Below are 24,175 nucleotides of genomic sequence, written 5' to 3'. Positions count from 1 at the left end.
TCAGCCCTCGGTCGGTTTTGCCCGCGCCGAGGCGAGCGTATCGCGCAAGGCGCCCTCAAGCCGGACAAGCTCGGCCTCTGCATCGGCGCGTTTGCGCTTGCCGTCGTCGGCGATGCGCAGACTGTCCTCGATCGTGGCGATCAGCTCCTCGTTGGCCGCTTTCACCGCGGCAATGTCGAACACGCCGCGCTCCATCTCGGTGCGCACCGCCGCATTGGCCTCGCGCAGGGTCCTGGCATTGGCGGACAAAAGCTCGTTGGTCAGGTCCGAGGCCGCCTTCACCGCCTTTGCCGCCTCGGCGGAGCGCTGAATGGTCACCGCCTGCGCAAGCTGCGTCTCCCACAGTGGCACGGTGTTGACGAGGGTCGAATTGATCTTGGTGATCAGGCTTTTATCGTTTTCCTGCACAAGCCGGATCGAGGGCAGGGATTGCATTGTCACCTGCCGGGTGAGCTTGAGGTCATGCACGCGCCGCTCAAGGTCATCGCGCGCGGCGCGCAGGTCGCGCAGCTCTTGCGCGCGCAGGATCTTTTCATCCTCCGTTGCCGCGGTGACCGCGGCTTCCTTCGCCGGAATCTCCTGTCGGTCGGCCTCGGCAATCCGTGCCTCGCCCGCGGCGATGTAAAGGGCCAGCTCGTCGTAAAACCCGAGCGTCTTGTCATAGAGCCGGTCGAGCGCCTTGATATCGACCAAAAGCCGCTGTTCGTGGTTCAGCAGCCGGTCGGTGATGGTGTCGATCTGGCTCTGCACCGCTTCGTAGCGCGCCAGAAACCGCGCGAAAGGGGCGGCGCGCCCGGTGATCTTTTCCCACAGGCTGCGCTCGCGGCGCACGTCAAGCTCGCCCTCGGAAAAGCCGCGCAACGCCGTGACCATGGCGGCAAGGCTATCGCCTGCCGCGCCGAGATCCTTGGTTTTCACATCTGCCAGCATCTCCTGGCTGATCGCCTGCAGGTCGCTTTGCGCACGCGCGCCGAATTGCACGATCGAGCCGGTATCTGCGAGATCAATCTCGGCCATGCGCGCGCGGATTTCGGCGGCCACGGGCTCCGGGGCGGCGGTGAGCGGGACCAGTTCGGCGCGCGGTTCGGGCAGCGCCAGCGCAGCAACAGATTCGATATCGGCCACGGCTTTTGCCGCTTCGGCGCGGACGGTCTCAGTCATGCGTTCCCCCTGTTGGGGGCGTGTTCAGGCGTGTTCGGCCTCGCCCCCGATCTCTCGTCCATGCTGAGCCGCCCGCTTGCGGGCGCGCAGCGAAACCAGACAATCCAGCGTTTCGCTCGTCAGTTTTTCGAGCGTATCCGCGAAGTTGCCAAGCGCATGTTCGTTCGTCGCGGTGCCAAGAACAAGCGAAAGTTTGCGTGTTGCCGTTTCGATCTGCACCAGCCCGCCGATCAGCCCGGCCTCGATCTGCGCGCCCTCGGCCGGGGCGCGGCGCAACTCGGAGAGCAGGCGCAGTTGCGCGGCGCGGCAATCGGCAAAAACCGGCAAAAGCTCGGGGGCGCGCGCGCGCAGTTGCCGGTGCACCTCGGTCATGCGCAGCTTCATCTCCGCCTCGAGCCCACGCCCCTGCGCAAGATGCTTGGCGGGGGCCAGAACCGGGGTCAGAACCGGGGTCAGAGCGGGGGCTGCCGGCGCGGGGCGCAGCGCCGAGAGCCGGATCGCCACTTGCGCGCCCCAGACCTGAAGCTGGCCAAGGATCTGGCGGTGCCAGAGCAGAAGCGCGACCACAAGGGCCAGCGCGGCGGGCCCGAAGACGATGAGCGCTTGGAGCGTGCGCGCTCGGGCAAGTGGCGCGACCGCGGCGGCACTGCCGGTTGCGGTGGCCAGCAGGGAGATCATCCCGGTGCCAACCGCCAAAGCAGGGAGAAGGAAGCGTGCAGACATGGATCACCACCAAAAGTTTATGCGACTTTTGCGGGGAAGCGGGGCCAGATTGTGGCCCGGAGGGGGAGAAAGCTTGCGGTGCGCAAAACGCAGGGTTTCCGCACTGGAAACGGCGCCCTGCCCGGGTCAAAGCCCTTCGCGTGCGAGCCGCTCGCGCAAAACTTCCACTTCGATCTCAAGGGCTTCCCGGTCGTTTTCGCGCAGGGCGCGGGTCCGGGCGGTGTAATTTGCCTCCAGATCGTCGAGCAGCGAATCGTATTCCGCGCGCGCCTTGGCATCGCGCGCCGCGCCCGCGAGCGCGGCGAATTTCTCGCTCGCCGCACGGGCGCCGGACAAATAAACCGTCAGGTAACGCCGTGCCGCGCCCAGATCGCCGGGGTCATCCTCAACCGCGCGAAAAAGCCCGCGCGCGGTCTCGGCAAAGCGCGCCACGCGGGCGGTGAGGCGGGCATCGTTGATGCGCGCGATCGCGCGCGCCATTGCGGCCAGTTCCCGTTCCCCCTCGGCCACCACCTTGGCCACCCGGTCTTGCTGGAACGGGTCGATCCCCTCCATGCCCTTGTCGCGCATCGGGTCGAGCCCAAAGGCAAACAGCGCGAGCGCCGCGCCGATCAGGCCAATCAGCCCGGCGCCGAAGAGGCCGATTTCGGGCGCTTGTGCGCCAAGCGCGAGGCCCAGCCCGACCCCGAGCGCGCCGAGCATCTTGCGCGGCAAAACGGGGCGGCGGGCAACCTTGCGCGCCATCCAGGCGGCCTCGGCCTTCAATCCCTCCCGGATCAGCACGACCGCGCCCGCGATCAGCGCAAAGCCGCCAAGGCCGCGCGCCAGCCCCACCGGGCCTGCGCCGAAAGCGTTGAAAAGGAAGGGAATTGCGGCAAGGCCAATCCAGATCAAGCGGCGCGTCTTGGGGTGGGAGGGGCCCGGTTCGGGCACGCGGTCCGGCGCCACTCCGCCGTAGCCGCTCTGGGCCCTGTCCGATTGCGGCGAATATTTTCCGCCATAGCGCTGGGCCATGTCAGACCGTGCCTTTCAGCGCCACCGAGAAGGTCAGCGCCAGAAGCAGATAGAAGGCTATGCTCTGGAGGGTTTTGCGCGACATGGGGCCTCCGGGTCGGGGTCACCTGTCAAAGCTAGGCGCGCGGGGGCGCCGAGAAAAGGGGGCCGCCAAGAAAAGGGGCAGGCGTGATCGGGGGGCGGCATTTTTGCCGCCCCGCCGGGAGTGCGGGGTCTCAGCCGCGTTTCGGGCCGGGCTTGCCGCCCTTGAAGCCGCCACCGGGCTTGCCACCGTGGCTCTTGAACCCTTCCGAGCGCGGTTTGCCACCGGGTTTGCCGCCATGGCTCTTGAAGCCCGAGGATTTGAAGCCCGGTTTGCCGCCCTCTTCGCGGCGCGCGAAGGGTTTTTTGTCGCCATCTTCGCGGCGGGCATAGGGCTTGCGGTCCCCGTCTTCGCGACGCGCCCAAGGTTTCTTGTCGCCATCTTCACGGCGGGCATAGGGCTTGCGGTCCCCGTCTTCGCGGCGCGCGAAGGGTTTCTTGTCGCCGTCTTCGCGACGGGCATAGGGTTTACGGTCCCCGTCCTCGCGACGCGCCCAAGGTTTCTTGTCGCCATCTTCACGGCGGCCATAGGGTTTGCGGTCCCCGTCCTCGCGGCGCGCGAAGGGTTTCTTGTCGCCATCTTCGCGGCGGGCATAGGGTTTACGGTCCCCGTCCTCGCGGCGCGCGAAGGGTTTCTTGTCGCCATCTTCGCGGCGGGCATAGGGTTTGCGGTCCCCGTCCTCACGGCGCGCGAAGGGTTTCTTGTCGCCGTCTTCGCGGCGGGCATAGGGTTTGCGGTCCCCGTCCTCACGGCGCGCGAAGGGTTTCTTGTCGCCATCTTCGCGGCGGGCATAGGGCTTGCGGTCCCCGTCCTCACGGCGCGCCCAAGGTTTCTTGTCGCCGTCTTCGCGGCGAGCATAGGGCTTGCGGTCCCCGTCCTCGCGGCGCACGAAAGGTTTGCGCTCGCCATCCTCGCGACGGCCAAAAGGCTTGCGCCCCGCGTCGTCCTCATGATGCGATTTCATGCCAAAGGCGCGCGGCTTGCGGGCGCCGCCCTCGCCCCCGGCAGAAAAATCACGCTGTCGGCCGAAGCCTTTTTTCGGCGCGTCTTCGCCCTCGGGGCCGCGGCTCGCGCGTTCGGGACGATCCTTGCCAAAGCCCGCCTTGCCAAAGCCCCCCTTGTCAAAGCTTTTGCCGCCTTCGCGGGGCGGGCGCGGTGCCATGCGTTCGGCGCGCGAGGGCTTGCCATCCTCGACGCCAAACAGGAGCCGGTCGCCGAGCTGGTCGCGCAGCAGCTTGCGCTTCACTTCCATCACGTCGCCGGGCTGCATGTCGTTGAGCCGGAACGGGCCGTAGCTCACGCGAATGAGCCGGTTCACCACCATGCCCACCGCGGCCATGGCGCGGCGGATCTCGCGGTTCTTGCCCTCGCGGATGCCGACGGTCAGCCAGGCATTCGCGCCTTGCTGGCGGTCCAGCGTCACTTCCATCGGCTGGAAATCTTCGCCCTCGATGGTGATGCCGTCGCGCAGCGGGTTGAACGTGTCGCTCATCGGGCGACCGTTCACGCGCACGCGGTATTTGCGCAGCCAGCCGGTTTCGGGCAGTTCGAGGCGGCGCTTGAGCCCGCCATCGTTCGTCAGCAACAGCAGCCCCTCGGAATTGAGGTCGAGCCGGCCGATGTTGAGCACGCGCGGCATGCCTTCGGGCATTTCGTCAAAGATCGTGCGGCGGCCCTGTTCGTCTTTCTCGGTCGTCACAAGGCCGAGCGGCTTGTAATAAAGCCAGACGCGGGTTTCCTGCGGCGCATCAATCGCGGTGCCGTCGATCGTCACCTTGTCGGTGGGGCGCACATCGAGCGCGGGCGTCTCCACCCGCTTGCCATTCACCGCCACGCGGCCCGCAAGGATCATCTTTTCCGCATCGCGACGGGAGGCCACGCCGGAGCGGGCGATCACCTTGGCAATGCGTTCAGCGGTGTTGGAGGATTCGGGGGCGGGGGATTCGGGCGTATCAGCCATATCTGGTCCTTCGGGGGGAGGGGGCGCGCGACCATCGCGGGCGAAGGCCCCTCCCTACACCTGTTGCGCAGGCTTGGAAAGCGGCTTGATGGGGGAAGGTTTGCGCGCAATGAAGGGGCATGGAGTTTCGCAGCTATATGGATCAGGCGCTCATCGAGGCGCGGGCCGCCGCCGCGCGCGGCGAGGTGCCGGTGGGCGCGGTTGTCGTGGCGCCCTCGGGGGAGGTGGTGGCCCGGGCCGGAAACCGCACGCGCGAGCTTTGCGACCCGACCGCCCATGCCGAAGTTCTGGCCCTGCGCGCGGCTTGTGCGGCTGCGGGCTCGGAGCGGCTTTTGGGGCATGATCTTTATGTCACGCTTGAGCCCTGCCCGATGTGCGCGGCGGCCCTTTCCAATGCCCGGATCGCGCGGCTCTATTATGGCGCGTCGGACCCGAAATCGGGCGGCGTGGCGCAGGGGCCGCGGATCTTTGCCCATGCCCAATGCCACCATGTGCCCGAGGTCTACGACGGGATCGCCGCGCGGGAGGCGGAGCGGCTGCTGAAGGACTTCTTTGTCGCGAAACGCTGAGGCTCAGCCCGGGCTGCGCTCGGCCCAGCCGGCAAAGATCCGCTCCAGCGCGACGACGGCGTAATAAAGCACGATCCCGAGGGCTGCGAGCGCGATCAGCACCGCAAACATCAGCGGATAATCAGAGTTGGTCTGGCCAGACAGGAACAGCGCGCCCAGCCCCTTGCCATGCGGCGAGACGATCTCGACAAGGTTCGTGCCGATGAAGGCGAGCGTGACCGAGACCTTCAGCGCGCCAAAAAACTCCGGCAGGGTCTTTGGCAGCGCGATCTTGCGGAAGATGGTGAATTTCGAGGCGCCAAGGGCGGCCAGAATATCGCGGTATTCGGGCTCCAGCGTGGAGAGGCCGATCCCCACCGAAACGGCAATCGGGAAGAACGAGATCAGAAACGCCATCAAGACGGTGTTGAAATCATACTGGCCAATGAACACGAGCGCGATCACCGGCACGAGCGTCGCCTTCGGGATCGCGTTGAAGCCCACAAGGAGGGGGTAGAGGCCCGCGCGCGCGATGCGCGAAAACCCCATCACCATGCCAAGCCCGGTGCCAAAGATGACCGCCAGCACCAGCCCCGCCACAGTGCGCCAGAGCGTTTCCCAGCCGCCCGAGAGAAAGAGCGCGTGGTATTTGACAAAGGCGGGCGGCAGGTCGGAGGGCGAGGCCATCTTGTAATCGGGCCAATCGTTGATCCAGACCACGCCCTCCCAGAGGCCGAGGAAAATCAGCATCGCCAGCAGCGGCACAAGGATCTTTTGCGCAAGCTCCATCAGTGCATCTCCCCGGTGCGGCCCTGCGCAATGCGGATCTGGTCGCGCAGCAGGTGCAGCATCTCGCCCGCTTTCGGCTCGTAAAGGATGTCGATGCGCCGATCCGCGGGCAGATCGACATCGAGCACATATTGCGTGCGCGCAGGCCGCCCCGAGAGCACGACAACCTGATCGCCCAAAAACACGCTTTCGCGCAGGTCATGGGTGATCAGCACACAGGTGAAGGGCTCGGCGGCGCGCAGATCGCGCATCGTCTGCCACAGATCCTCTCGGGTGAAATTGTCAAGCGCGCCAAAGGGTTCGTCCATGATCAGCACCTGGGGGCGATGCACAAGCGCGCGGCACAGGCTCGCGCGTTGCCGCATCCCGCCAGACAGCTCAGAGGGTTTCTTGCCCTCGAACCCTTTGAGCCCGACCATGTCGAGCAGATGCGCCGCGCGTGCCTCGGCCTCGGCGCGCGGCATCCGTGGCGCGACGATCTCCAACGGCAGCATGACGTTTTGCAAGATCGTGCGCCACTCGAGCATCACCGGGTTCTGGAACGCCATTCCCACCGTCTTGCGCGGGCTTGCAACCTCTTCGCCTGCCAAAACCACCGCGCCGGTATCGGGCTTCATCAGCCCGGAAATGAGCCGCGTCAGGGTGGATTTTCCGCAGCCCGAGGGGCCGACCACGGCGCAAAACGTGCCCTCGGGCACTTCGATGTCGAGCCCGTCCAGCACCGGCAGCGGGCCGTTCTTGGTGCGATACGCATGGCGCACGCCCTTGATATCAATGAATTTGCTCAAGGCTTTCCCCAAGTCGTCGGGGCGACACGGCGGAAGGAACATAACCGCGTCGCCCCTCTGGCCACATCGCGTGGCCTATTGCAGGGTCAGGCTGCCATCCGTGGGCAGGTAGGTTGCGTCAAAAACATCGCTCATCGTCGGCTTGGTCTTGAACGTATAGGTCATCGCCAACTGCTCGATGGCTTTGGCAAAGCGCTCCGGGTCAACATTGCCAAGCCCGTGCGCCTTGACCCAATCGGTTGCAACATTGCCGTCAATCGCGAGTTTGAGGCGTTTTTCCTCAAGCGTTGCATCGGCCGCCGGGTTCTTGGCCGCAAGCGCGGCAACGGCAGAGGCCGGATCGGCAATCGCGGCCTTCCACCCCGCGGCGGTGGCCCGCAAAAAGCCCGTCACCTCGGCGGGATGGGCGGCGGCGAAAGTGGTGTTGACGATGATCGCATTGCCGTAAAGCGCCACGCCGTAATCGGCCATCAGGATCACGCTGAGGTCATCCTCGGGCACGCCCAGGCGCTGGGCATTGAGCGTGGAGGTGAAAGAAAAGCCGGTGATCGCGGCAACCTTGCCCTCGGCCAGCATCGGTTCGCGCACCGGAAAGCCCACCGGCTCGACAGTGATCTTGCTCATGTCGAGCCCGTTTTCTGCGGCAAAGATCGGAAACTGCGCCCAGGCACCATCGGGCGGCGGCGCGCCAAGCACCTTGCCCTCCAGATCTTTCGGCGTGCTCACCCCCAGAGATTTGCGCCCGACCACCGCAAAGGGCGGCTTGTCATAGATCATCATCACCGCACGCACCGGCGCGCCGGGGTTCTGGTCGAGGAACTTCATCAGGCTGTTGATATCGGTGAAGCCGACCGGATAGGCGCCCGTTGCCACTTTCGGGATCGCATCAAGCGAGCCGGCGCCCTCGGTCACGGTGACATCAAGCCCCTCGGCGTCATAGAATTCGCGATCCACCGCCAGCACATAAGGCGCAGCCGGGCCTTCGAATTTCCAGTCGAGGGCAAACGGCATGGCGGTCTGGGCGCAAAGCGGCGCTGCGGTGAAAAGCAGCGCCGCGCCAAGGCCGAAGCTCTGCCCAAGGCGAAGGAACATGGTCAATCCCCTGTCGGTTTTTGTCTTTTGGCCATGCTGCGGCGGTGCGCCGGGGCAGGGAAGGGGGGCCTCCCCGAATGCGCGCTGAAAGGGCTGTTGCTGAGCGGGGCTTGAGCAAAAATGGTGCGGATGCCCCAAATTTGGGCTGAATGGTAAAATTCTTGTGCAATGGCCGGGCGAATCCCGGCGCGCTGCGCCGTGGCGGAAAGCGGGGGGCTCTGGCCAAGCGGGCGGGCGCGTGCAAAAACCGGCCAGCCGCACGGGGCGAGAGGGCAAAAGATGATCGAGATGATGGCATTCACCGGGGCGGGCTCGGCGGCAGGGATGGAACGGGCCGCGCATCTGCGCGCCGATGCGGCGGCGCAGGCGCGGATGCGGGCGGAGCCCCGGGCGCGGGCCATCGGCTTTTTGGGTGGGTTGGCGCTGCTCGCCGCGCCCGACGCGGCCCCCGACCCGGTGCTGGGGGCGGGGCTCTGGGCGCTCGCGCTCACCGATCCGTGCTGCGACGGGGCAGAGCCGATCTTTTTGGGGCTTTGCGATGGCGTGCCGGTCTTTGCGCTCGATCTGCCCCCGGAGGCGGCGCAAAGGGTGCCGCCCGGGGCGGAGCTTGTCGATCTGCGCGGCGCGTTGATGCGGCTCGATGCCCGGTCGGGCGAGGTGGCGGCGACAGGCCGTGCGCTGATCGCATGGCACGGCACGCATCGCTTCTGTTCCGCTTGCGGCGCGCCAAGCGAGGGGGCGCAAGCAGGCTGGCAGCGTGTCTGCCCGGCCTGCGGCGCGAGCCATTTTCCCCGTATGGATCCGGTGGTGATCATGCGGATCACGCAGGAGGATCACGTGCTGCTCGCCCGTTCCCCGGGCTGGCCGGAGGGGATGTTCTCCTGCCCGGCGGGGTTCATGGAGCCCGGTGAAACGCCCGAGGCGGCGGTGCGTCGCGAAGTGGCGGAAGAGACCGGGGTGCGGGTTGGCGCGGTGCGGTTTCTTGCCGCCCAGCCCTGGCCATTCCCGGCCTCGTTGATGCTCGGCTGTGCGGGCACGGCGCTGAGTACCGATCTGACCCTCGATCCGGTCGAGATCGAGGCCGCGCTCTGGGTGCCGCGTGCCCGGCTGATACGGATCTTCGCGGGCGAAGATGTCGAAATCCGCGCCGCACGGCCCGGAACCGTGGCGCGCTGGATGCTGTCGGACTGGCTTTCCGGGCCAGAGTGAGCGCGGCGGGTGTGACCGCGGCGATTGACAGCCCGGCCCGGCTTCGGCAAGCACGCAGAAGCGCCCTCTGAGCGGGCATCTGGAGGCTGGCATGAAATTTTCCAACCGTGTTGACGTGGCCGTTTCGGCCGATCGGCTGTTTGCGCAACTCACTGATGTGGCCGGGATCGAAGAGATCGCGCGGCGCAAGGGCGTCAGCATGCGACGGCTCGATACCCTGCGCGAGATCGGGGCAGGGATGTCGTGGGAGGTGGGTTTCATGCTGCGCGGCAAGCCGCGGGAGATGATTGTCGACGTGGCACGGTTCGAACCGGGGCGTTGCACGGAATATGCGGGCATTTCCTCAAGCTTCGAGGTGACGCTCACTCTCGATTTCACCACGCTGGAGCCGAACCGCACACGTCTGGGCACGATGCTGGAGCTGCGCCCGCGCACGCTGGGCGCGCGGCTCTTGCTGCAATCGGCCCGCCTTGGGCGCGCCAATCTGGACCGGCGCTACAATGCGCGCATCAAGTCTTTCCTGCGCGAGATCGAAGCGCGCGCCTGAGCGCGCGGGGGCGGGCGCCAGCTCGAAGCTGCGCCCGTTGCCTTCGACTTTGTCCAAATATCCCGGGGGGTGAATTTTGGCGAAGCCAAAAGAGGGGGGCAGCGCCCCCCACCTTCCTGCCTCAGTCGTAGCGCTTGAGGTCCGCTGGATAAGTGCCGAGCAAATGCAGATGCGAGGTGAAATAGCGCAGCTCGTCGAGCGCCAGTTTCACGTTGGCATCCTCGGGATGGCCCTCGATATCGGCATAAAACTGGGTGGCGGTGAACGAGCCGTCGAGCATGTAGCTTTCCAGCTTCGTCATGTTGACGCCATTCGTGGCAAAGCCCCCCATCGCCTTGTAAAGCGCAGCGGGAATGTTGCGCACCTCGAACACGAAGGTCGTCATCATCCGTTCGGCGCGCCGGTTCAGATCGGGCGCGCGCCCCATCACCAGAAAGCGCGTGGTGTTGTGGCCGTAATCCTCGATGTCGCGGGCGAGCACCTCAAGCCCATGGATCTGCGCGGCAAGCTCGGAGGCCAGAACACCCTCTGCGGGCGTGCGGTGCCGCGCCAGATCGGCGGCCGCACCCGCGCTGTCGGCGGCGGCGACGCCGGTGATGCCATGGCTGCGCAGAAACCGCGCCGATTGCGGCAAGAGCACGAGATGCGCGCGCACCAGCTTCACGTCTTCGAGCGTTGCCCCCGGCAGGCTCATCAGCGCGATCCGCACCCGCAGGAAATGCTCATCGAGGATATGCAGCCCCGACGAGGGCAGCAGCCGGTGAATGTCGGCCACGCGGCCATAGGTCGAGTTCTCGATCGGCAGCATGGCCAGTTCGGCCCGCCCCTCGCGCACCGCCTCGATCACATCCTCGAAGGTGTTGCAGGGCAGCGGTTCATGGCCCGGACGCGCCAGATTGGCCGCCTCATGGGAATAAGACCCCAGCGCGCCCTGAAAGGCGATCAGGCCCGGTCGTGCTTGCTCCATCGCATCCTCCAACGGCTTTGGCCCCCTCTATGGCGCAAGCGGCGCGGCAGGAAAAGCACCGAATTTCCGCACAAAAGGGGCCGAGCGGTTCTATTTGACGCAGCCGATTCCGGCGCGAAACGTATATGATCCTTGAAATCCGGGCCTCGAAGCGCATAGATGCGCGCAACGGCCAAATTGAGAATGCAAATCGCGGGGGAGCCATGCTCAAGACGCATATGATGAAGTTGGGGGCCGCGCTGTTTGGCGTGGTGCTGTTCTACGGATTTATCTCCATGACCTCGGCGGCGCTCTTTACGACGCGCCCCGCGACGGCGGTGCCGGTCGGCGAAGATGGCCGCGCGCTCGCCATGGATCCCAATGTTGTGCTGGCCGAAGCGGCCCCGACAAGCTCCGCGACCCCGGCGCCCGCCGCCGATGACGCCGCCCCGGCTGCCGAAGAACCCGCCGAGGCGCTGGCGCCCCGCACCGAGATCGACCCGGCCACCATCGTCGGCGATGCGACCGCGGGTGAAGCCGTATTCCAAAAAAACTGCAAGACCTGCCACAAGGTCGATGGCAAGAACGCCGTTGGCCCGCATCTGGACGGCGTCGTGGGCCGCGCCACCGCCACCGTCGAAGGGTTCAAATATTCCAAGGGTATGCAAGCCCACACCGGCTACTGGACCGCGGAACGCATGACCGCCTACCTGACCGACCCGAAAGCCGAAGTTCCGAAGAACAAGATGGCCTTCGCCGGCTTCAAGGACGACACCACCTCGATCGAGAACGTGATCGCATATCTTTATTCGCTGTCGCAATAAGCGCGGCTTGTGAGACCGATGTGAGGGCCACCCCGCGGGGTGGCCCTTTGCATTTCCGGCGCGGTTTCACGGCTTTGCAACTTGCTCAACCCCGCCCAAGGCCCTTTAGTGGGGAAAATGAGGAGAAAGAGATGAGCAAGATGTCATCGATGGGACCGGGGCTGCGGAGAAGCGCGCTGGGCGGCGTTCTCATCGCCCTTGCGCTTGCGGGCGCGCCACTGCGCGCAGAAGACGCGATCACCGCCGAGGCCATCGCGACGCTGGGCACGGTGAAATATCCGCCGGGGTTTGCGCATCTCGACTACGTCAACCCGCAGGCGCCGAAGGGCGGCGAGATCTCCGAATGGGCGCCCGGCGGGTTTGACAATTACAACCCTTTCACGATCGAGGGGCGGCCGGCGGCGCTGGCCTCGGTGCCGTTCGAGACGATGCTGACGGGCACCGCCGACACCGTTGGCGAGGCCTATTGCCTATTGTGCGAGAGCCTCGAATACCCGCCCTCGAAAGACTGGGTGATCTTCACCCTGCGGCCGGGGATCAAATTCTCGGATGGGTCGCCCCTCACCATCGAGGATGTGCTCTTTTCCTTTGAGCAGATGCGCGACAAGGGGCTTTCGAGCTTTCGCGCGGTGGTGGCGCAGCAGATCAAAGGCGCCGAAGTGCTCGATGACCGCCGCATCAAGTTCACCTTCACCGCCGATGCGCCGCGCCGCGACATCATCCAGCTTGCGGGCGGCTTCCCGGTGTTCTCGAAAGCGCAGTTCGCGCGCGACGGCATTGACCTTGCCAAGCCGAGCCAGGCCCCGCTGATCGGCTCGGGCCCCTATCTGTTCGACAGCGCCAAAGACGGGCGCAGCGTGATCTGGCGGCGCAACCCCGAGTATTGGGGGGAGCGCTTGCCCATCAACATCGGGCGCAACAACTTCGACCGGTTGCGCGTTGAATATTATGGCGATTATCAGGCCGCGTTCGAGGGCTTCAAGGCCGGCAGCTACACCTTCCGCAACGAGTCAAGCTCGCTGATCTGGGCCACGCAATACGACTTTCCGGCGCTCACCAACGGGCAGGTGGTGAAGGCCGAGCTGCATGATGGCGATGTGGCCAATGCGCAGGCCTTTGCAATCAACCTGCGGCGCGAGAAATTTGCCGATATCCGGGTGCGTGAGGCGCTCGGGCTGATGTTCAACTTCGAATGGTCGAATGACTCGCTCTTTTACGGCCTCTACACGCGGATCAATTCGATCTGGGAAAACTCGGATCTGGCGGCGACCGGCACGCCGGGCCCCGACGAGCTTGCCCTTCTTGAGCCGCTCAAGGCGGATCTGCCGGAGGGGGTGCTGACCGATCCCGCGGTGATGGCCCCCCCCTCCGGCGCGCGCCAGCTGGACCGGGGCAACATGCGCAAGGCGGCGGAGCTGCTCGATGCGGCGGGTTGGCAAGTGGGCGATGACGGCATGCGCCGCAATGCGCAAGGGGCGCTGCTCAGTGTCGAGTTTCTCAACGACAGCCAGACCTTCGACCGCGTGATCAACCCCTTTGTCGAGAACCTGCGCGCGCTGGGCGTCGATGCCAAGATGGCCCGCGTGGATGACGCGCAATATGAGGCGCGCCGCCGCAACCACGATTTCGACATTATCACCACGCATTTTGCCCAGGGCCTGATCCCCGGCGCGGATCTGCAACAGTATTTTGGCTCGGGCTCGGTGGGAGATGTGTTCAATGCCGCCGGGATCGCCAATCCGGCCGTTGATGCGCTGATCCGCAAGGTCGAGGAGGCGCAGACCCATGAGGACCTTCTGCCCCGCGTCCATGCGCTTGACCGGGTGCTGCGCGCGCTGCGCTTCTGGGTGCCGCAATGGTATAAAGACAGCTACACCGTCGCCTATTACGACATGTATGAACACCCCGCGGAGATCCCGCCCTATAGTCTGGGCGAGATGGACTTCTGGTGGTATAACGCCGAAAAAGCCGCAAAACTGAAGGCTGAAGGGGCGTTCTGACCCTCTCGCGCCGCGGAAATGTTGTAAAAGTGCAGGGCTAAAAAACACGATGGGCGCCTATATCCTGCGGCGGTTGATGCTGGTGCTGCCGACGCTCTTCGGCATCATGCTGATCAACTTCGCTTTGACGCAATTTGTCCCCGGCGGGCCGATCGAACAGATCATCGCCCGCGTGCAGGGCGAGGCGGATGCCACCCGCAACATCACCGGCGGTGCCGATGCGGGCCAGTCTCAGGGGCTGGACGAGGGCGGCTATCAGGGCGCACGCGGCATCTCGCCCGACCTGCTCGCGCAGCTCGAGGTGCAGATGGGCTTTGCCCGCATTGTCTGCGCGGAGGGCTTCACCGGCCCGCCGGATCTGAAAAACCCCGCCTGCGAAAAGGAAAAGATCTCCGCCACCGAGCGCTTTTTCACGATGATGGGGAATTATCTGCGCTTCGATTTTGGCACCTCGTTCTTCAAGAACAAATCCGTGGTAGATCTGGTGATCGAAAAGATGCCGGTTTCGATCTCGCTTGGCCTGTGGTCAACGCTTCTGGCCTATATGATCTCGATCCCGCTTGGCATCCGCAAGGCGGTGAAGGACGGCACCGCCTTTGACACATGGACCTCCGCCGCGATCATTGTCGCTTATGCGATCCCGACGCTGATCTTTGCCGTGCTCTTGATGGTGCTCTTTGCGGGCGGCAGTTACTGGAAGCTGTTCCCGCTGCGCGGCCTCACCTCGGATGATTGGGAGAGCCTGAGCCTTGTGGGCAAGGCGCTCGATTACCTTTGGCACATCACCCTGCCAACGATCGCGATCACGCTTTCAGGCTTTGTGACGCTGACGCTGCTCACCAAGAACTCCTTCCTCGACGAGATCAACAAGCAATATGTGATGACCGCCCGCGCCAAGGGGCTCACTGAGGGCCGCGTGCTTTATGGCCATGTGTTCCGCAATGCGATGCTGATCGTGATCGCGGGCTTTCCGGGGCTCTTTCTCTCCGTGCTTTTTTCCGGCTCGCTGATCATCGAAACCGTGTTCTCGCTCGATGGGCTTGGGCTTCTGGGCTATCAGGCCGCGGTCGAGCGCGACTATCCGCTCGTCTTCGGCACGCTTTACGCCTTCGGGCTGATTTCGCTGGTGATCGGCATCGTCTCCGACATCACTTACACGCTCGTCGATCCAAGGATCGACTTCGAGAAGAGGGCGGGCTGATGGCACTCTCTCCGCTCGCGCGGCGCCGCTGGCGCAACTTCCGCGCCAATCGCCGCGCCTTCTATGCGCTGATCCTGTTTTCGGTGCTGTTCATCGCGTCGCTCTTTGCGGAACTGATCGCCAACGATCACCCGATCGTGGTGAAATACCGCGGCGAATATTTCTTCCCGGTCTACAACTTTTACCCCGAAACCGCCTTTGGCGGCGATTTCCGCACCGAGGCGGTGTATCGCGACCCTGCCGTGCAATGCCTGATCATCGCGGGCGGCGCCGAGGCCTGCTGGGATGACCCCGAGGCGGTGATGGCGGAAGCCAGGACCAAGGGCACGGTCGAGGGGCAAAAGGTGGAGGCGGGCTGGATCCTCTGGCCGCCGATCCCCTACCATTACCGCACCATCAACAATGTCGGCACGGCCCCCTCCGCCCCCGATGCCGATCACTGGCTTGGCACCGATGACACCACCCGCGACGTGGCGGCCCGCGTGATCTACGGCTTCCGGATCTCGGTTGCCTTCGCGTTGATCGTGGCGGCGGCCTCTTCGGTGCTGGGCGTGGCGGCGGGCGCGGTGCAGGGCTATTTTGGCGGCAAGGTCGATCTGATCTTCCAGCGGCTGCTGGAGATCTGGTCCTCTACCCCCTCGCTTTACGTGATCATCATCCTCTTCGCGATCCTCGGGCGCTCGTTCTGGCTTTTGGTCTTCGTCACCATCCTCTTTGGCTGGCCGGCGCTGACAGGCGTGGTGCGCGCCGAATTCCTGCGCGCGCGGAACTTTGAATATGTCCGCGCGGCGCGTGCGCTCGGTGTCTCTGACAGGGTGATCATGGTCCGCCACATCCTGCCCAATGCGATGGTGGCCACCATCACCATGCTGCCCTTCGTCATCACCGGCGCGATCTCGGGCCTCGCCACGCTCGATTACCTTGGCTACGGGCTGCCCTCCTCAGCACCCAGCCTGGGAGAGCTGGCGCTGCAGGCCAAGCAGCACCTGCAGGCGCCCTGGCTCGCCTTCACCGCCTTCGTCACCTTTGCCACCATGCTCTCGCTTCTGGTCTTCATCTTCGAGGGCCTGCGCGATGCCTTCGACCCGCGCAAGGTGTTCAAATGAGCCGCCAAAACGACGCCGTTCTCTCGGTTGAAAACCTGCATATCACCTTCATGCAGGAGGGCCGCGAGATCCCCGCCGTGAAGGGGGTGAGCTTCACCGTTGCCAAGGGCGAGACGGTGGCGCTGGTCGGCGAATCCGGTTCGGGCAAGTCTGTCACGGCGCTTTCCACCGTTGCGCTTCTGGGCGGCAATGCCCGCGTGGCGGGCTCGGTGCGCTATCTCGGGCGCGAGATGGTCGGCGCCTCCGCGCGCGAGCTGCGCGCGGTGCGCGGCAATGACATCAGCTTCATCTTTCAGGAGCCGATGACCTCGCTCAACCCGCTCCATACGATTGAAAAGCAGATCCGCGAGAGCCTTGCGCTGCATCAGGGGCTGACCGGGGCGCCCGCGCGGGCGCGCATCATCGAGCTTCTGACCCAGGTGGGCATCGCGGAGCCGGAAAGCCGCTTGGCGGATTATCCGCACCAGCTTTCGGGGGGGCAGCGCCAGCGCGTGATGATTGCCATGGCGCTGGCAAACGGGCCGGAACTGCTGATCGCCGATGAGCCCACCACCGCGCTCGATGTGACGATTCAGGCGCAAATCCTTGATCTGCTCGCCGATCTCAAGCGTGAGCTTGGCATGAGCCTGTTGTTCATCTCGCATGATCTGGGTGTCGTGCGCCGCATCGCCGACCGGGTTTGCGTGATGCAGTCGGGCGAAATTGTCGAGCAGGGGCCGGTCTCCGAGATCTTCGCCAACCCGCAGCATCCCTATACAAAAAAGCTGCTGGCGGCGGAGCCGCAGGGGCTTGCCGATCCGGTCCCGGCGGGGGCGCAGACGCTTTTGAGGGCCGAGGATCTCAAGGTCTGGTTCCCGGTCAAGCGCGGGCTTTTGCGCCGCACGGTCGGCAATATCAAGGCGGTGAATGGGGCAAGCCTTTCGGTGCGGGCGGGGGAAACGCTCGGGATCGTGGGCGAGAGCGGCTCGGGCAAAACGACGCTCGCGCTTGCACTGATGCGGCTGATCGAAAGCGAGGGGCCGATCCTTTACGCCGGGCAGGACATTTCGCGCTGGCAGGCGCGCCAGCTCCGGCCCTTGCGGCGCGACATGCAGATCGTGTTTCAAGACCCGTTCGGCAGCCTCAGCCCCCGCATGACGATCGAGCAGATCATCGCCGAGGGGCTCACCGTGCACGGGGTCGATCCGGGCCGCAACCGGCGCGAGATGGTGGCGGAGATCATGACCGAGGTGGGGCTCGACCCGGCGGCGATGAGCCGTTACCCGCATGAGTTCTCCGGTGGGCAGCGCCAGCGCATTGCGATTGCGCGCGCGATGATCTTGCGCCCCAAGGTGGTGGTGCTCGATGAGCCCACCTCCGCGCTTGACCGCACCGTGCAAGTGCAGATCGTGGCGCTGTTGCGCGCGCTGCAGCGCCGGCACGGGCTTGCCTACCTGTTCATTTCGCACGACCTGCGCGTCGTGCGGGCACTCTCTCACCAGATCCTCGTGATGAAATCGGGCGATGTGGTCGAGGCGGGCGCGGCGGAAGACATTTTTTTACGACCCAAAACCGATTACACGCGTGCCTTGATTGCCGCCGCGCTGGGGGAGAGTTGATGAAAATCTTGTTTGTGCACCAGAATTTTCCGGGCCAGTTTCCGCATCTGGCACCAGCTTTGCAAAAGCGCGGCCATCAGGTGCTGGCGTTGACGGCAGAGACGAACAAGCGCCCCTCGCCGGTCCAGGTGGTCAAATACCGCAAACCCGCCCCGGTGAAGATCGAGCCGCGGCTGACGCGGCTTTACGCCGAAGTGGCGGAGCGCGGCATGCGCGCGGCCTTTGCGGCGCGGCAGATGCGCGCCCAGCATGACTTTGTGCCGGATGTGATCTTTGGTCATCCGGCCTGGGGCGAGACGCTGTTTCTGCGCGAGGTCTGGCCGGAAGCGAAGCTCCTGGTCTATGCCGAGTTCATGTATAAAACGACCGGGCTCGACACCGATTTTGACCCCGAATTCGCCAAGCGCGCGCTGGAAAACCGCATCGCCACGGTGGCCCGCTCGGCGCATCTGATCCAGTCCATGGTGCAGGCCGATGCCGCGCTTTCGCCCACCGTGTTTCAGGCCGGAACCTTCCCGCCAGAGTTGCGCCAGAAGATCACGATCTGCCATGACGGGGTAAACACGACGCGGCTCGCACCAAACCCCGAGGCGCGCTTCACCGTGCCGGACACACCCCTCACCTTCCGCCCGGGCGACGAGGTGATCACCTTCATCAACCGCTCGCTCGAACCCTATCGCGGCTATCACACCTTTATGCGCGCACTCCCCGATGTGCTGGCGGCGCGCCCGCAGGCGCATGTGCTGATCATTGGCGAGGAGGGGCAAAGCTATGGCGGCCCGCCCCCGGAGGGGAGCTGGAAACAGAAATTCCTCGACGAGGTGAAGGACCGGCTGGATCTCTCCCGCGTGCATTTTCTGGGCCGCGTGCCCTATGCCGATTTCGTGGCGATCATGCAAATCGGCCGGGTGCATGCCTATCTCACTTATCCCTTCGTGCTGAGCTGGTCGCTCCTTGAGGCGATGTCGGCGGGGGCGATGGTGGTGGGCTCGGATACGCCACCGCTGCGCGAGGTGATCGAGGACGGGGTGAACGGGCGGCTGGTCGACTTTTTCGACATCAAGGGCTGGTCTGAGGCGCTCACCGATGCGCTGGCGAACCCCGGGAATTACTATGCCATGCGGCGGGCTGCGCGCGCCTCGGTGGTCGAGAAATATGATCTCGAAACGATCTGCCTGCCGCGGCTGATCGAGTTTGTCGAGACCGCAGGCGGCACGCTGCAATAGCTCAAGAGGGGGCCTGTCTTCGGCCCCTTTGTTCCTTCGACTTTGTGCAAATATCCCGGGGGGTGAATTCCGGCGCAGCCGGAAGAGGGGGGCAGCGCCCCCTTTCCGGGTCGCCACGGCTTTGCCGGGCGACAAAACGGAAAGGGCGCCTTGCGGCGCCCAATCTGCATGTCCGGTCTGGCCTGTTCGGGCCTGTGGCTCAGATCGCCGAGCTGTGCCCGGCTTTCGAGAGATCATAGGCGTCAAAGTGGCGTGCGATCATGCGCGTGAGCGGGCGGCCCGGCTCCGGGATCGCAATCCCGGTCTCGGTGATCTCGACCATCTCGCCGAATTTCGCCACGCAGGCGGCAAATTCGCTGTCGAGCCCTGCCGGGTCAGCGCCCCATTGCTCGACCAGCTCCTGTTTCGACACCGCGAAATCGCACATCAGCATTTCGATCAGCCGCGCCCGCATCAGGTCTTCGGGCGAGAACACATGGCCACGATGGGTCGAGAACCGACCTTCGCGGATTGCCGAGGTATGCGCGCCGGTGGCGGATTCGTTTTGCGCATAGCCCTGCGGGAAGCGCGAGATCGACGAGGCGCCAATGCCGACCAGAGCCTCTGCCAGATCGTCGGTGTAGCCCTGGAAGTTGCGCCGCAAGAGCCCCGCGCGCAGCGCTTTCGAGAGGCCATCGGTCGGCAGGGCAAAGTGGTCGATGCCGATGATGTCATAGCCCGCATTCGAGAACAGCTCCTGCGAGCGCTCGAACAGGCCCAGCCGCTCTTGCGGCGTCGGCAGTTGGTCCGACGGAATCAGCGTTTGCCGCCGCGCCATCCACGGCACATGGGCATAGCCGTAAAGCGCCACCCGGTCGGGCTTCAGCGTCAGCACCTTCTCGATGCTCTCGGTGATCTTCTCTTTGGTCTGATAGGGCAGGCCGTAGAGAATATCGGTGTTCAGGCTGTCGATGCCGCGCGCGCGGATCATGTCGACCACTTTCGCGGTGACTTCGTAGCTTTGTTCGCGCCCGATCACCGACTGGATGAACGGGTCGAAATCCTGAATGCCGATCGAGGCGCGGTTCATCCCCGATTGCGCCAGCGCATCCATGCGCTCGTCATCAATCTCGTTCGGGTCGATCTCGACCGAGAACTCGCCATGCTCGCCCAGGTCGACCGCGTTGAAGATGGCATCCGCCACCATGCGCATCGACTCGGCCGGCAAAAGCGTGGCGGTGCCCCCGCCCCAATGCAGCCGCGACAGCTTCACCCCACGGGGCAGATGCTTTTTCAGCATGCCCAGTTCGGTGACCAGCGTCTCGGCATAGGCCTTGACCGGCGCATCGGTCTGCGTGCCCTGGGTGCGGCAGGCGCAAAACCAGCACAGCCGGCGGCAGAAAGGCACGTGGATATAAAGCGAAATCGCGGCGCCTTCGGGGATCGCCTCGATCCACTCCACGAATTTCGGAGCCCCGACGGCAGTCGAAAAGTGGGGTGCCGTCGGGTAACTGGTATAGCGGGGCACCCGGGCGTCGAAAAGGCCGAGCCGGGCGAGTTGCGATTCATGTTTCATAGGCGTATTCTATCCTTCAAGACGCGCACCAGGAATTGACCCATATCAAGCAAGGCAATGTCTCACGACGACGTGTATCCAGCCTCGTTGCAATGCGGAGATTGCCCGATTCGACACCGGGCCGTCTGCGCGCGTTGCGAGGCCAACGAACTCGATGAACTCGAATCGGTCAAGTACTACCGAAGTTTCGAGGCGGGCCAGACGGTGATCTGGTCGGGGGACAAAATGGATTTTGTCGCCTCTGTCGTATCGGGCATCGCAACCCTCACCCAGACCCTTGAAGATGGCCGCACGCAGATGGTGGGGCTCCTGCTTCCCTCTGATTTTGTTGGCCGCCCCGGGCGAGACCGCGCCGCCTATAACATTACGGCGACGACAGATATTTTGATGTGCTGCTTCCGGCGCAAGCCGTTTGAGGAGCTGATGGAGCGCACGCCGCATATCGCGCAGCGGCTCCTGCAGATGACGCTCGACGAGCTTGATGCCGCGCGCGAGTGGATGCTTTTGCTCGGTCGCAAGACCGCGCGCGAGAAAATCGCCTCGCTTTTGTCGATCGTGGCGCGGCGGGATGCGTCGATACGTCACCGCCGGACAGACAACCGTTTGACCTTCGATTTGCCGCTGACGCGCGAGGCGATGGCCGATTACCTCGGGCTGACGCTGGAAACGGTGAGCCGCCAGATTTCCGCGCTCAAGCGCGACGGGGTGATCGAGCTGGAGGGCAAGCGCCATGTCACCGTGCCGGACATGGAGCGGCTGATGATCGAGGCGGGGGATGACAGCGACGGCGGGCTGATCGTCTGAGGCGGGCGGCTTCGGGGCTGCGCCCGGTTCAGAGCCGCGCGAGTTCGGTGGCGAGATCGCCGTAACCGGTCAAACGGCGCTCATAGGCAAGGCCGAGCCGGGCGGCGGCCTCTTCGGCCTTTGCATCCAGCGCCGGGTCGTTGGTCTGGGCCAGATAGACGAGCTTTTCGTAATTGCCAAACATCATCGAGATCAGCTCGGGATGGCGGTCAAACCCCATCGGGCGCCAGACGAAGGCGTTGAACTGCCGCACCAGAAAATCGGTGAGGTAAAAGGCGGTCGTTTCGGTGTCGGCATGGGCGGCGAAGGCGTCATTGCCCTCGAAAAACGCATAGCAATGCGGCCCCGGCACCATCTCGACGCCGATTTCGGCGCATTTCGCGGCCAGCCGCCCGCCGGTGCCGCAATCGGCATAGACAACATAAATGCGCGGATGGCTCGGGCGGTGCTTTTCCACAGCCGTGGCAACGGCCTCGGTGATCCGCTCGGGGTAAAGATGCAGATTCGCGGGCAGGCAGGTCAGATCGAGATGGTCCCAGCCATTCGCGGCCTTGAGGGCGAGGATTTCGGCGGCGAGCGCACCACAGGCGATCAGCAGCACCCGCTCCGCTGCCATCGCGCCGCCCGTATCGGCAGGGCTCATTCGATGCGTTCAAAGAGCCGCATCAGCGCGGCGCCGACCAGCGCGGCAAGGCCAAGCGCGGCGAGAGGCACGGCTGCATGCACCGCCACGACGATGGTGAGCGCCGCGGCGAGAATCACCACAAGCAGCATCAGCAGGAAATGGGGCAGGGGCATGGGCTGAAACATGGGCACTCTCCTTGAACCAAATATGGGACGCCTTTCGCCAAAGGAAAAGGCCCCAGTCGCAGCATGGGGCCTTTAAGGTTCACATTTCGTTGCACCCTCTGGCCCGGCGGGCCGGCTGCCCGCGGTTCGGGCAGCGGGCGGGGGCGATCAGGCGCCCATCCGGTTGTGCTTGCGCGCCACCATGTCTTTCGCGGTTTCCACGGCAACGGCGGCGTCGCGGCAATAGGCATCGGCGCCGATCGCCTTGCCGAACTCCTCGTTCAGCGGCGCCCCGCCGACGATCACCATGTAATTGTCGCGGATGCCCTTTTCCTTCATCGTGTCGATCACGACCTTCATGTAGGGCATGGTCGTGGTGAGCAGCGCCGACATGCCGAGAATGTCGGCCTCTTCGCGGTCGAGCGCTTCGAGATAGGCCTCGACCGGGTTGTTGATGCCGATATCGACCACTTCGAAGCCCGCGCCCTCCATCATCATCGCCACAAGGTTCTTGCCGATGTCGTGGATGTCGCCCTTGACGGTGCCGATCACCATCTTGCCCATGCGCGGCGCGCCGGTCTCAACCAGCAGCGGCTTCAGGATCGCCATGCCGCCCTTCATCGCGTTCGCGGCGAGCAGCACTTCCGGCACGAACAGGATGCCGTCCCGGAAGTCGTTGCCCACGATCGTCATGCCGGAGACCAGCGCCTTGGTCAGGATGTCATAGGGCGTCCAGCTGCGCTCGATCAGGATATGAACGGCCTCTTCGATCTCTTCCTTGAGCCCGTCATAGAGGTCGTCGTGCATCTGCTGCACGAGCTCTTCGTCGTCGAGTTCCGAAAGAATGATGTCGTCTTCATCGGCCATGGGCGTTCTCCTGAGGGGGACTGTTCCGGTGATGCGAAAAATGCAAGCCGGTTACTTTGGTATTTGCGACATGCGGCGCTCCGTCCCCGACGCGGTGCGTTTGCGGGGCAAGAACCGGGCCAGCTTTGCGGTGCCGAATCCCTTGCATGATGTTCTCTTTATGTTCTATTTTCGGGGCATGAGTATCGCGTTGAACCTGCCCCTCGATCTGCCGCCCCCCGATCCGCGCCACCGGCTGCGGGGCCGGGGCGCTGCGGCCAATCCTGCGGGTCGGTTCGAGCCTTACGCGCGGCTGGTCGAGCCCGATGGCTGGGATCTGCCGGAGGAGGAAAAGCTCCTGCGCACCGAGGTGAGCGTGGAGCATCCCAAAACGATCCTCACCCGCAACAGCTCGCCCGATCTGGGTTTTGACCGCTCGGTGAACCCCTACCGCGGCTGCGAGCATGGGTGCATCTACTGCTTTGCCCGGCCCACGCATGGCTATCTTGGCCTCTCCGCCGGGCTCGATTTCGAGACGCGGATCGTGGCAAAGCCCGAGGCGCCGGAGCTTTTGGCGCGCGAGCTTTCCAAGCGCGGTTATGCGGTGGCGCCGCTCGCCATCGGCACGGCAACCGATCCTTACCAGCCCGTCGAGGCCGAGCGCGGGATCATGCGCGGGCTTTTGGAGGTGTTGAGCGATTTCAACCATCCGCTGTCGCTCACCACCCGCGGCGCGGGGGTGCTGCGCGATCTGGATCTTTTGGGCAGCATGGCCAAGCGCGGGCTCGTGCATCTGGGCATCTCGCTCACCACGCTCGACGAGGATCTCGCGCGCAAGATGGAGCCGCGCGCCCCCACGCCGCAAACCCGGCTCAGAATGATCCGCGAGGCGGCGCGAGTGGGGGTGCCGGTGCGCGTCATGGCCGCGCCGATCATCCCCGGCCTCACCGATCACGCGCTTGAGGCGATCTTGACCGAGGCGCGGCGGGCGGGGGCAAAGTCTGCCGCGATGATCCCGTTGCGCCTGCCCCATGAGGTGGCCCCGCTTTTCGCCGACTGGCTCACGCGCCACTACCCCTTGCGGGCCGAAAAGGTGCTCGGCGCCATCGCCGCCTTCCGCGGCGGCAAGCTCAACGATCCGCGCTTTGGCACGCGGATGGAGGGGGAGGGGACCGAGGCGGAGCTGCTCGCGCGCCGGTTCGAGGTCTCGTGCCGCCGCCTCAGCCTTGCGGCAGACCTGCCGCCGCTCGACAGCAGCCGGTTCCGGGTGCCGCCACGGGGGGGCGAGCAGCTCGAACTGTTCTGACCTTTCCGCCATCGTTTGCCCTCATCGGCTGGCAACAGGATATCGTTCCAGAAAGACGCTC

The 24,175-nt window shown here is 64.8% G+C and carries 23 protein-coding genes; 11 read left to right on the top strand and 12 right to left on the bottom strand.

What is annotated here, in order from left to right; genetic code table 11:
• The 4 genes from ACFSM0_RS05210 to ACFSM0_RS05195 all read right to left on the bottom strand — a co-directional run bounded on the left by ACFSM0_RS05210 (window position 1) and on the right by ACFSM0_RS05195 (window position 4,940).
• A complete protein-coding gene (locus ACFSM0_RS05210) occupies window positions 1-1,161 on the bottom strand; it encodes a toxic anion resistance protein (protein ID WP_377388035.1) in 1,161 nt (386 codons plus the stop codon).
• Between the two features lie 24 nt (window positions 1,162-1,185).
• The gene (locus tag ACFSM0_RS05205) at window positions 1,186-1,884 is read right to left on the bottom strand and encodes a hypothetical protein (protein ID WP_377388033.1); all 699 of its coding nucleotides are present in this window, start codon (window positions 1,882-1,884) and stop codon (window positions 1,186-1,188) included.
• A gap of 126 nt (window positions 1,885-2,010) precedes the next feature.
• Window positions 2,011-2,898: a 5-bromo-4-chloroindolyl phosphate hydrolysis family protein gene (locus ACFSM0_RS05200; protein ID WP_377388031.1), complete on the bottom strand. Its 888-nt coding sequence runs from the start codon at window positions 2,896-2,898 to the stop codon at window positions 2,011-2,013.
• 215 nt (window positions 2,899-3,113) lie between these two features.
• The gene (locus ACFSM0_RS05195) at window positions 3,114-4,940 is read right to left on the bottom strand and encodes a pseudouridine synthase (protein ID WP_377388029.1); all 1,827 of its coding nucleotides are present in this window, start codon (window positions 4,938-4,940) and stop codon (window positions 3,114-3,116) included.
• 119 nt (window positions 4,941-5,059) lie between these two features.
• Here ACFSM0_RS05195 and ACFSM0_RS05190 point away from each other — a divergent pair, with 119 nt between their 5' ends.
• The gene (locus ACFSM0_RS05190) at window positions 5,060-5,509 is read left to right on the top strand and encodes a nucleoside deaminase (RefSeq protein ID WP_377388027.1); all 450 of its coding nucleotides are present in this window, start codon (window positions 5,060-5,062) and stop codon (window positions 5,507-5,509) included.
• 3 nt (window positions 5,510-5,512) lie between these two features.
• Here ACFSM0_RS05190 and ACFSM0_RS05185 read toward each other — a convergent pair whose 3' ends face one another.
• From ACFSM0_RS05185 to ACFSM0_RS05175, 3 genes are all read right to left on the bottom strand, one after another.
• Window positions 5,513-6,277 (bottom strand): ABC transporter permease, encoded by a 765-nt coding sequence (locus tag ACFSM0_RS05185; protein ID WP_097070425.1) that lies wholly within the window; start codon window positions 6,275-6,277, stop codon window positions 5,513-5,515.
• Window positions 6,277-7,065, bottom strand: a complete 789-nt coding sequence (locus ACFSM0_RS05180) for an ABC transporter ATP-binding protein (RefSeq protein ID WP_377388025.1) — start codon at window positions 7,063-7,065, stop codon at window positions 6,277-6,279. Before ACFSM0_RS05180 ends, ACFSM0_RS05185 begins: the two co-directional genes overlap by 1 nt.
• A gap of 75 nt (window positions 7,066-7,140) precedes the next feature.
• On the bottom strand, window positions 7,141-8,157 hold the full coding sequence (locus ACFSM0_RS05175) for an ABC transporter substrate-binding protein (protein ID WP_377388023.1): 1,017 nt from the start codon (window positions 8,155-8,157) through the stop codon (window positions 7,141-7,143).
• A gap of 279 nt (window positions 8,158-8,436) precedes the next feature.
• On the opposite strand from ACFSM0_RS05175, the gene nudC reads away from it, so the two are divergent.
• Window positions 8,437-9,366 (top strand): NAD(+) diphosphatase, encoded by a 930-nt coding sequence (nudC, locus tag ACFSM0_RS05170; RefSeq protein ID WP_377388021.1) that lies wholly within the window; start codon window positions 8,437-8,439, stop codon window positions 9,364-9,366.
• 91 nt (window positions 9,367-9,457) lie between these two features.
• On the top strand, window positions 9,458-9,913 hold the full coding sequence (locus ACFSM0_RS05165) for an SRPBCC family protein (protein ID WP_377388019.1): 456 nt from the start codon (window positions 9,458-9,460) through the stop codon (window positions 9,911-9,913).
• A 121-nt stretch (window positions 9,914-10,034) separates the two neighbouring features.
• Here ACFSM0_RS05165 and ACFSM0_RS05160 read toward each other — a convergent pair whose 3' ends face one another.
• Complete coding sequence (locus ACFSM0_RS05160; RefSeq protein ID WP_377388017.1) at window positions 10,035-10,880, bottom strand: prephenate dehydratase; 846 nt, start codon at window positions 10,878-10,880, stop codon at window positions 10,035-10,037.
• A 125-nt stretch (window positions 10,881-11,005) separates the two neighbouring features.
• Here ACFSM0_RS05160 and ACFSM0_RS05155 point away from each other — a divergent pair, with 125 nt between their 5' ends.
• From ACFSM0_RS05155 to ACFSM0_RS05130, 6 genes are all read left to right on the top strand, one after another.
• The gene (locus ACFSM0_RS05155; protein WP_377388015.1) at window positions 11,006-11,683 is read left to right on the top strand and encodes a c-type cytochrome; all 678 of its coding nucleotides are present in this window, start codon (window positions 11,006-11,008) and stop codon (window positions 11,681-11,683) included.
• A 131-nt stretch (window positions 11,684-11,814) separates the two neighbouring features.
• Entirely contained in the window at window positions 11,815-13,683 is a 1,869-nt protein-coding gene (locus ACFSM0_RS05150; protein WP_377388013.1) for an extracellular solute-binding protein, read from the top strand.
• A 49-nt stretch (window positions 13,684-13,732) separates the two neighbouring features.
• Window positions 13,733-14,884: a microcin C ABC transporter permease YejB gene (locus ACFSM0_RS05145; protein ID WP_377388011.1), complete on the top strand. Its 1,152-nt coding sequence runs from the start codon at window positions 13,733-13,735 to the stop codon at window positions 14,882-14,884.
• Window positions 14,884-15,990 carry an ABC transporter permease gene (locus ACFSM0_RS05140; protein ID WP_377388009.1) on the top strand — a complete coding sequence of 369 codons (1,107 nt, stop codon included), beginning with the start codon at window positions 14,884-14,886 and terminating at the stop codon, window positions 15,988-15,990. The genes ACFSM0_RS05145 and ACFSM0_RS05140 overlap by 1 nt, the downstream gene beginning before the upstream one ends.
• Window positions 15,987-17,588, top strand: a complete 1,602-nt coding sequence (locus ACFSM0_RS05135; RefSeq protein WP_377388007.1) for an ABC transporter ATP-binding protein — start codon at window positions 15,987-15,989, stop codon at window positions 17,586-17,588. The genes ACFSM0_RS05140 and ACFSM0_RS05135 overlap by 4 nt, the downstream gene beginning before the upstream one ends.
• Window positions 17,588-18,814 carry a glycosyltransferase gene (locus ACFSM0_RS05130; protein WP_377388005.1) on the top strand — a complete coding sequence of 409 codons (1,227 nt, stop codon included), beginning with the start codon at window positions 17,588-17,590 and terminating at the stop codon, window positions 18,812-18,814. Before ACFSM0_RS05135 ends, ACFSM0_RS05130 begins: the two co-directional genes overlap by 1 nt.
• 199 nt (window positions 18,815-19,013) lie before the next feature.
• Here ACFSM0_RS05130 and hemN read toward each other — a convergent pair whose 3' ends face one another.
• Window positions 19,014-20,369: an oxygen-independent coproporphyrinogen III oxidase gene (gene hemN, locus ACFSM0_RS05125; RefSeq protein WP_377388003.1), complete on the bottom strand. Its 1,356-nt coding sequence runs from the start codon at window positions 20,367-20,369 to the stop codon at window positions 19,014-19,016.
• A 57-nt stretch (window positions 20,370-20,426) separates the two neighbouring features.
• On the opposite strand from hemN, the gene fnrL reads away from it, so the two are divergent.
• Entirely contained in the window at window positions 20,427-21,173 is a 747-nt protein-coding gene (gene fnrL / locus ACFSM0_RS05120; protein WP_377388001.1) for a transcriptional regulator FnrL, read from the top strand.
• Window positions 21,174-21,201: 28 nt separating this feature from the next.
• Here the strand turns inward: fnrL and ACFSM0_RS05115 are convergent, their stop codons facing one another.
• From ACFSM0_RS05115 to ACFSM0_RS05105, 3 genes are all read right to left on the bottom strand, one after another.
• Window positions 21,202-21,816, bottom strand: a complete 615-nt coding sequence (locus tag ACFSM0_RS05115; RefSeq protein ID WP_377387999.1) for a DUF1638 domain-containing protein — start codon at window positions 21,814-21,816, stop codon at window positions 21,202-21,204.
• Window positions 21,813-21,983, bottom strand: coding sequence for a hypothetical protein (locus ACFSM0_RS05110; protein WP_377387997.1), 171 nt, complete (start codon window positions 21,981-21,983; stop codon window positions 21,813-21,815). The genes ACFSM0_RS05115 and ACFSM0_RS05110 overlap by 4 nt, the downstream gene beginning before the upstream one ends.
• 147 nt (window positions 21,984-22,130) lie before the next feature.
• Window positions 22,131-22,829, bottom strand: coding sequence for a corrinoid protein (locus ACFSM0_RS05105; protein ID WP_377387995.1), 699 nt, complete (start codon window positions 22,827-22,829; stop codon window positions 22,131-22,133).
• Between the two features lie 160 nt (window positions 22,830-22,989).
• Here ACFSM0_RS05105 and ACFSM0_RS05100 point away from each other — a divergent pair, with 160 nt between their 5' ends.
• A complete protein-coding gene (locus ACFSM0_RS05100; protein WP_377387993.1) occupies window positions 22,990-24,114 on the top strand; it encodes a PA0069 family radical SAM protein in 1,125 nt (374 codons plus the stop codon).
• The last annotated feature ends 61 nt before the right edge of the window (window positions 24,115-24,175 follow it).

Source organism: Rhodobacter lacus, from assembly GCF_042683065.1.
Taxonomy (GTDB): Bacteria; Pseudomonadota; Alphaproteobacteria; order Rhodobacterales; family Rhodobacteraceae; genus Rhodobacter; species Rhodobacter lacus.
The sequence above is the reverse complement of the archived record's forward strand: the minus strand, read 5'-3'. Positions and strand labels throughout refer to the sequence as shown.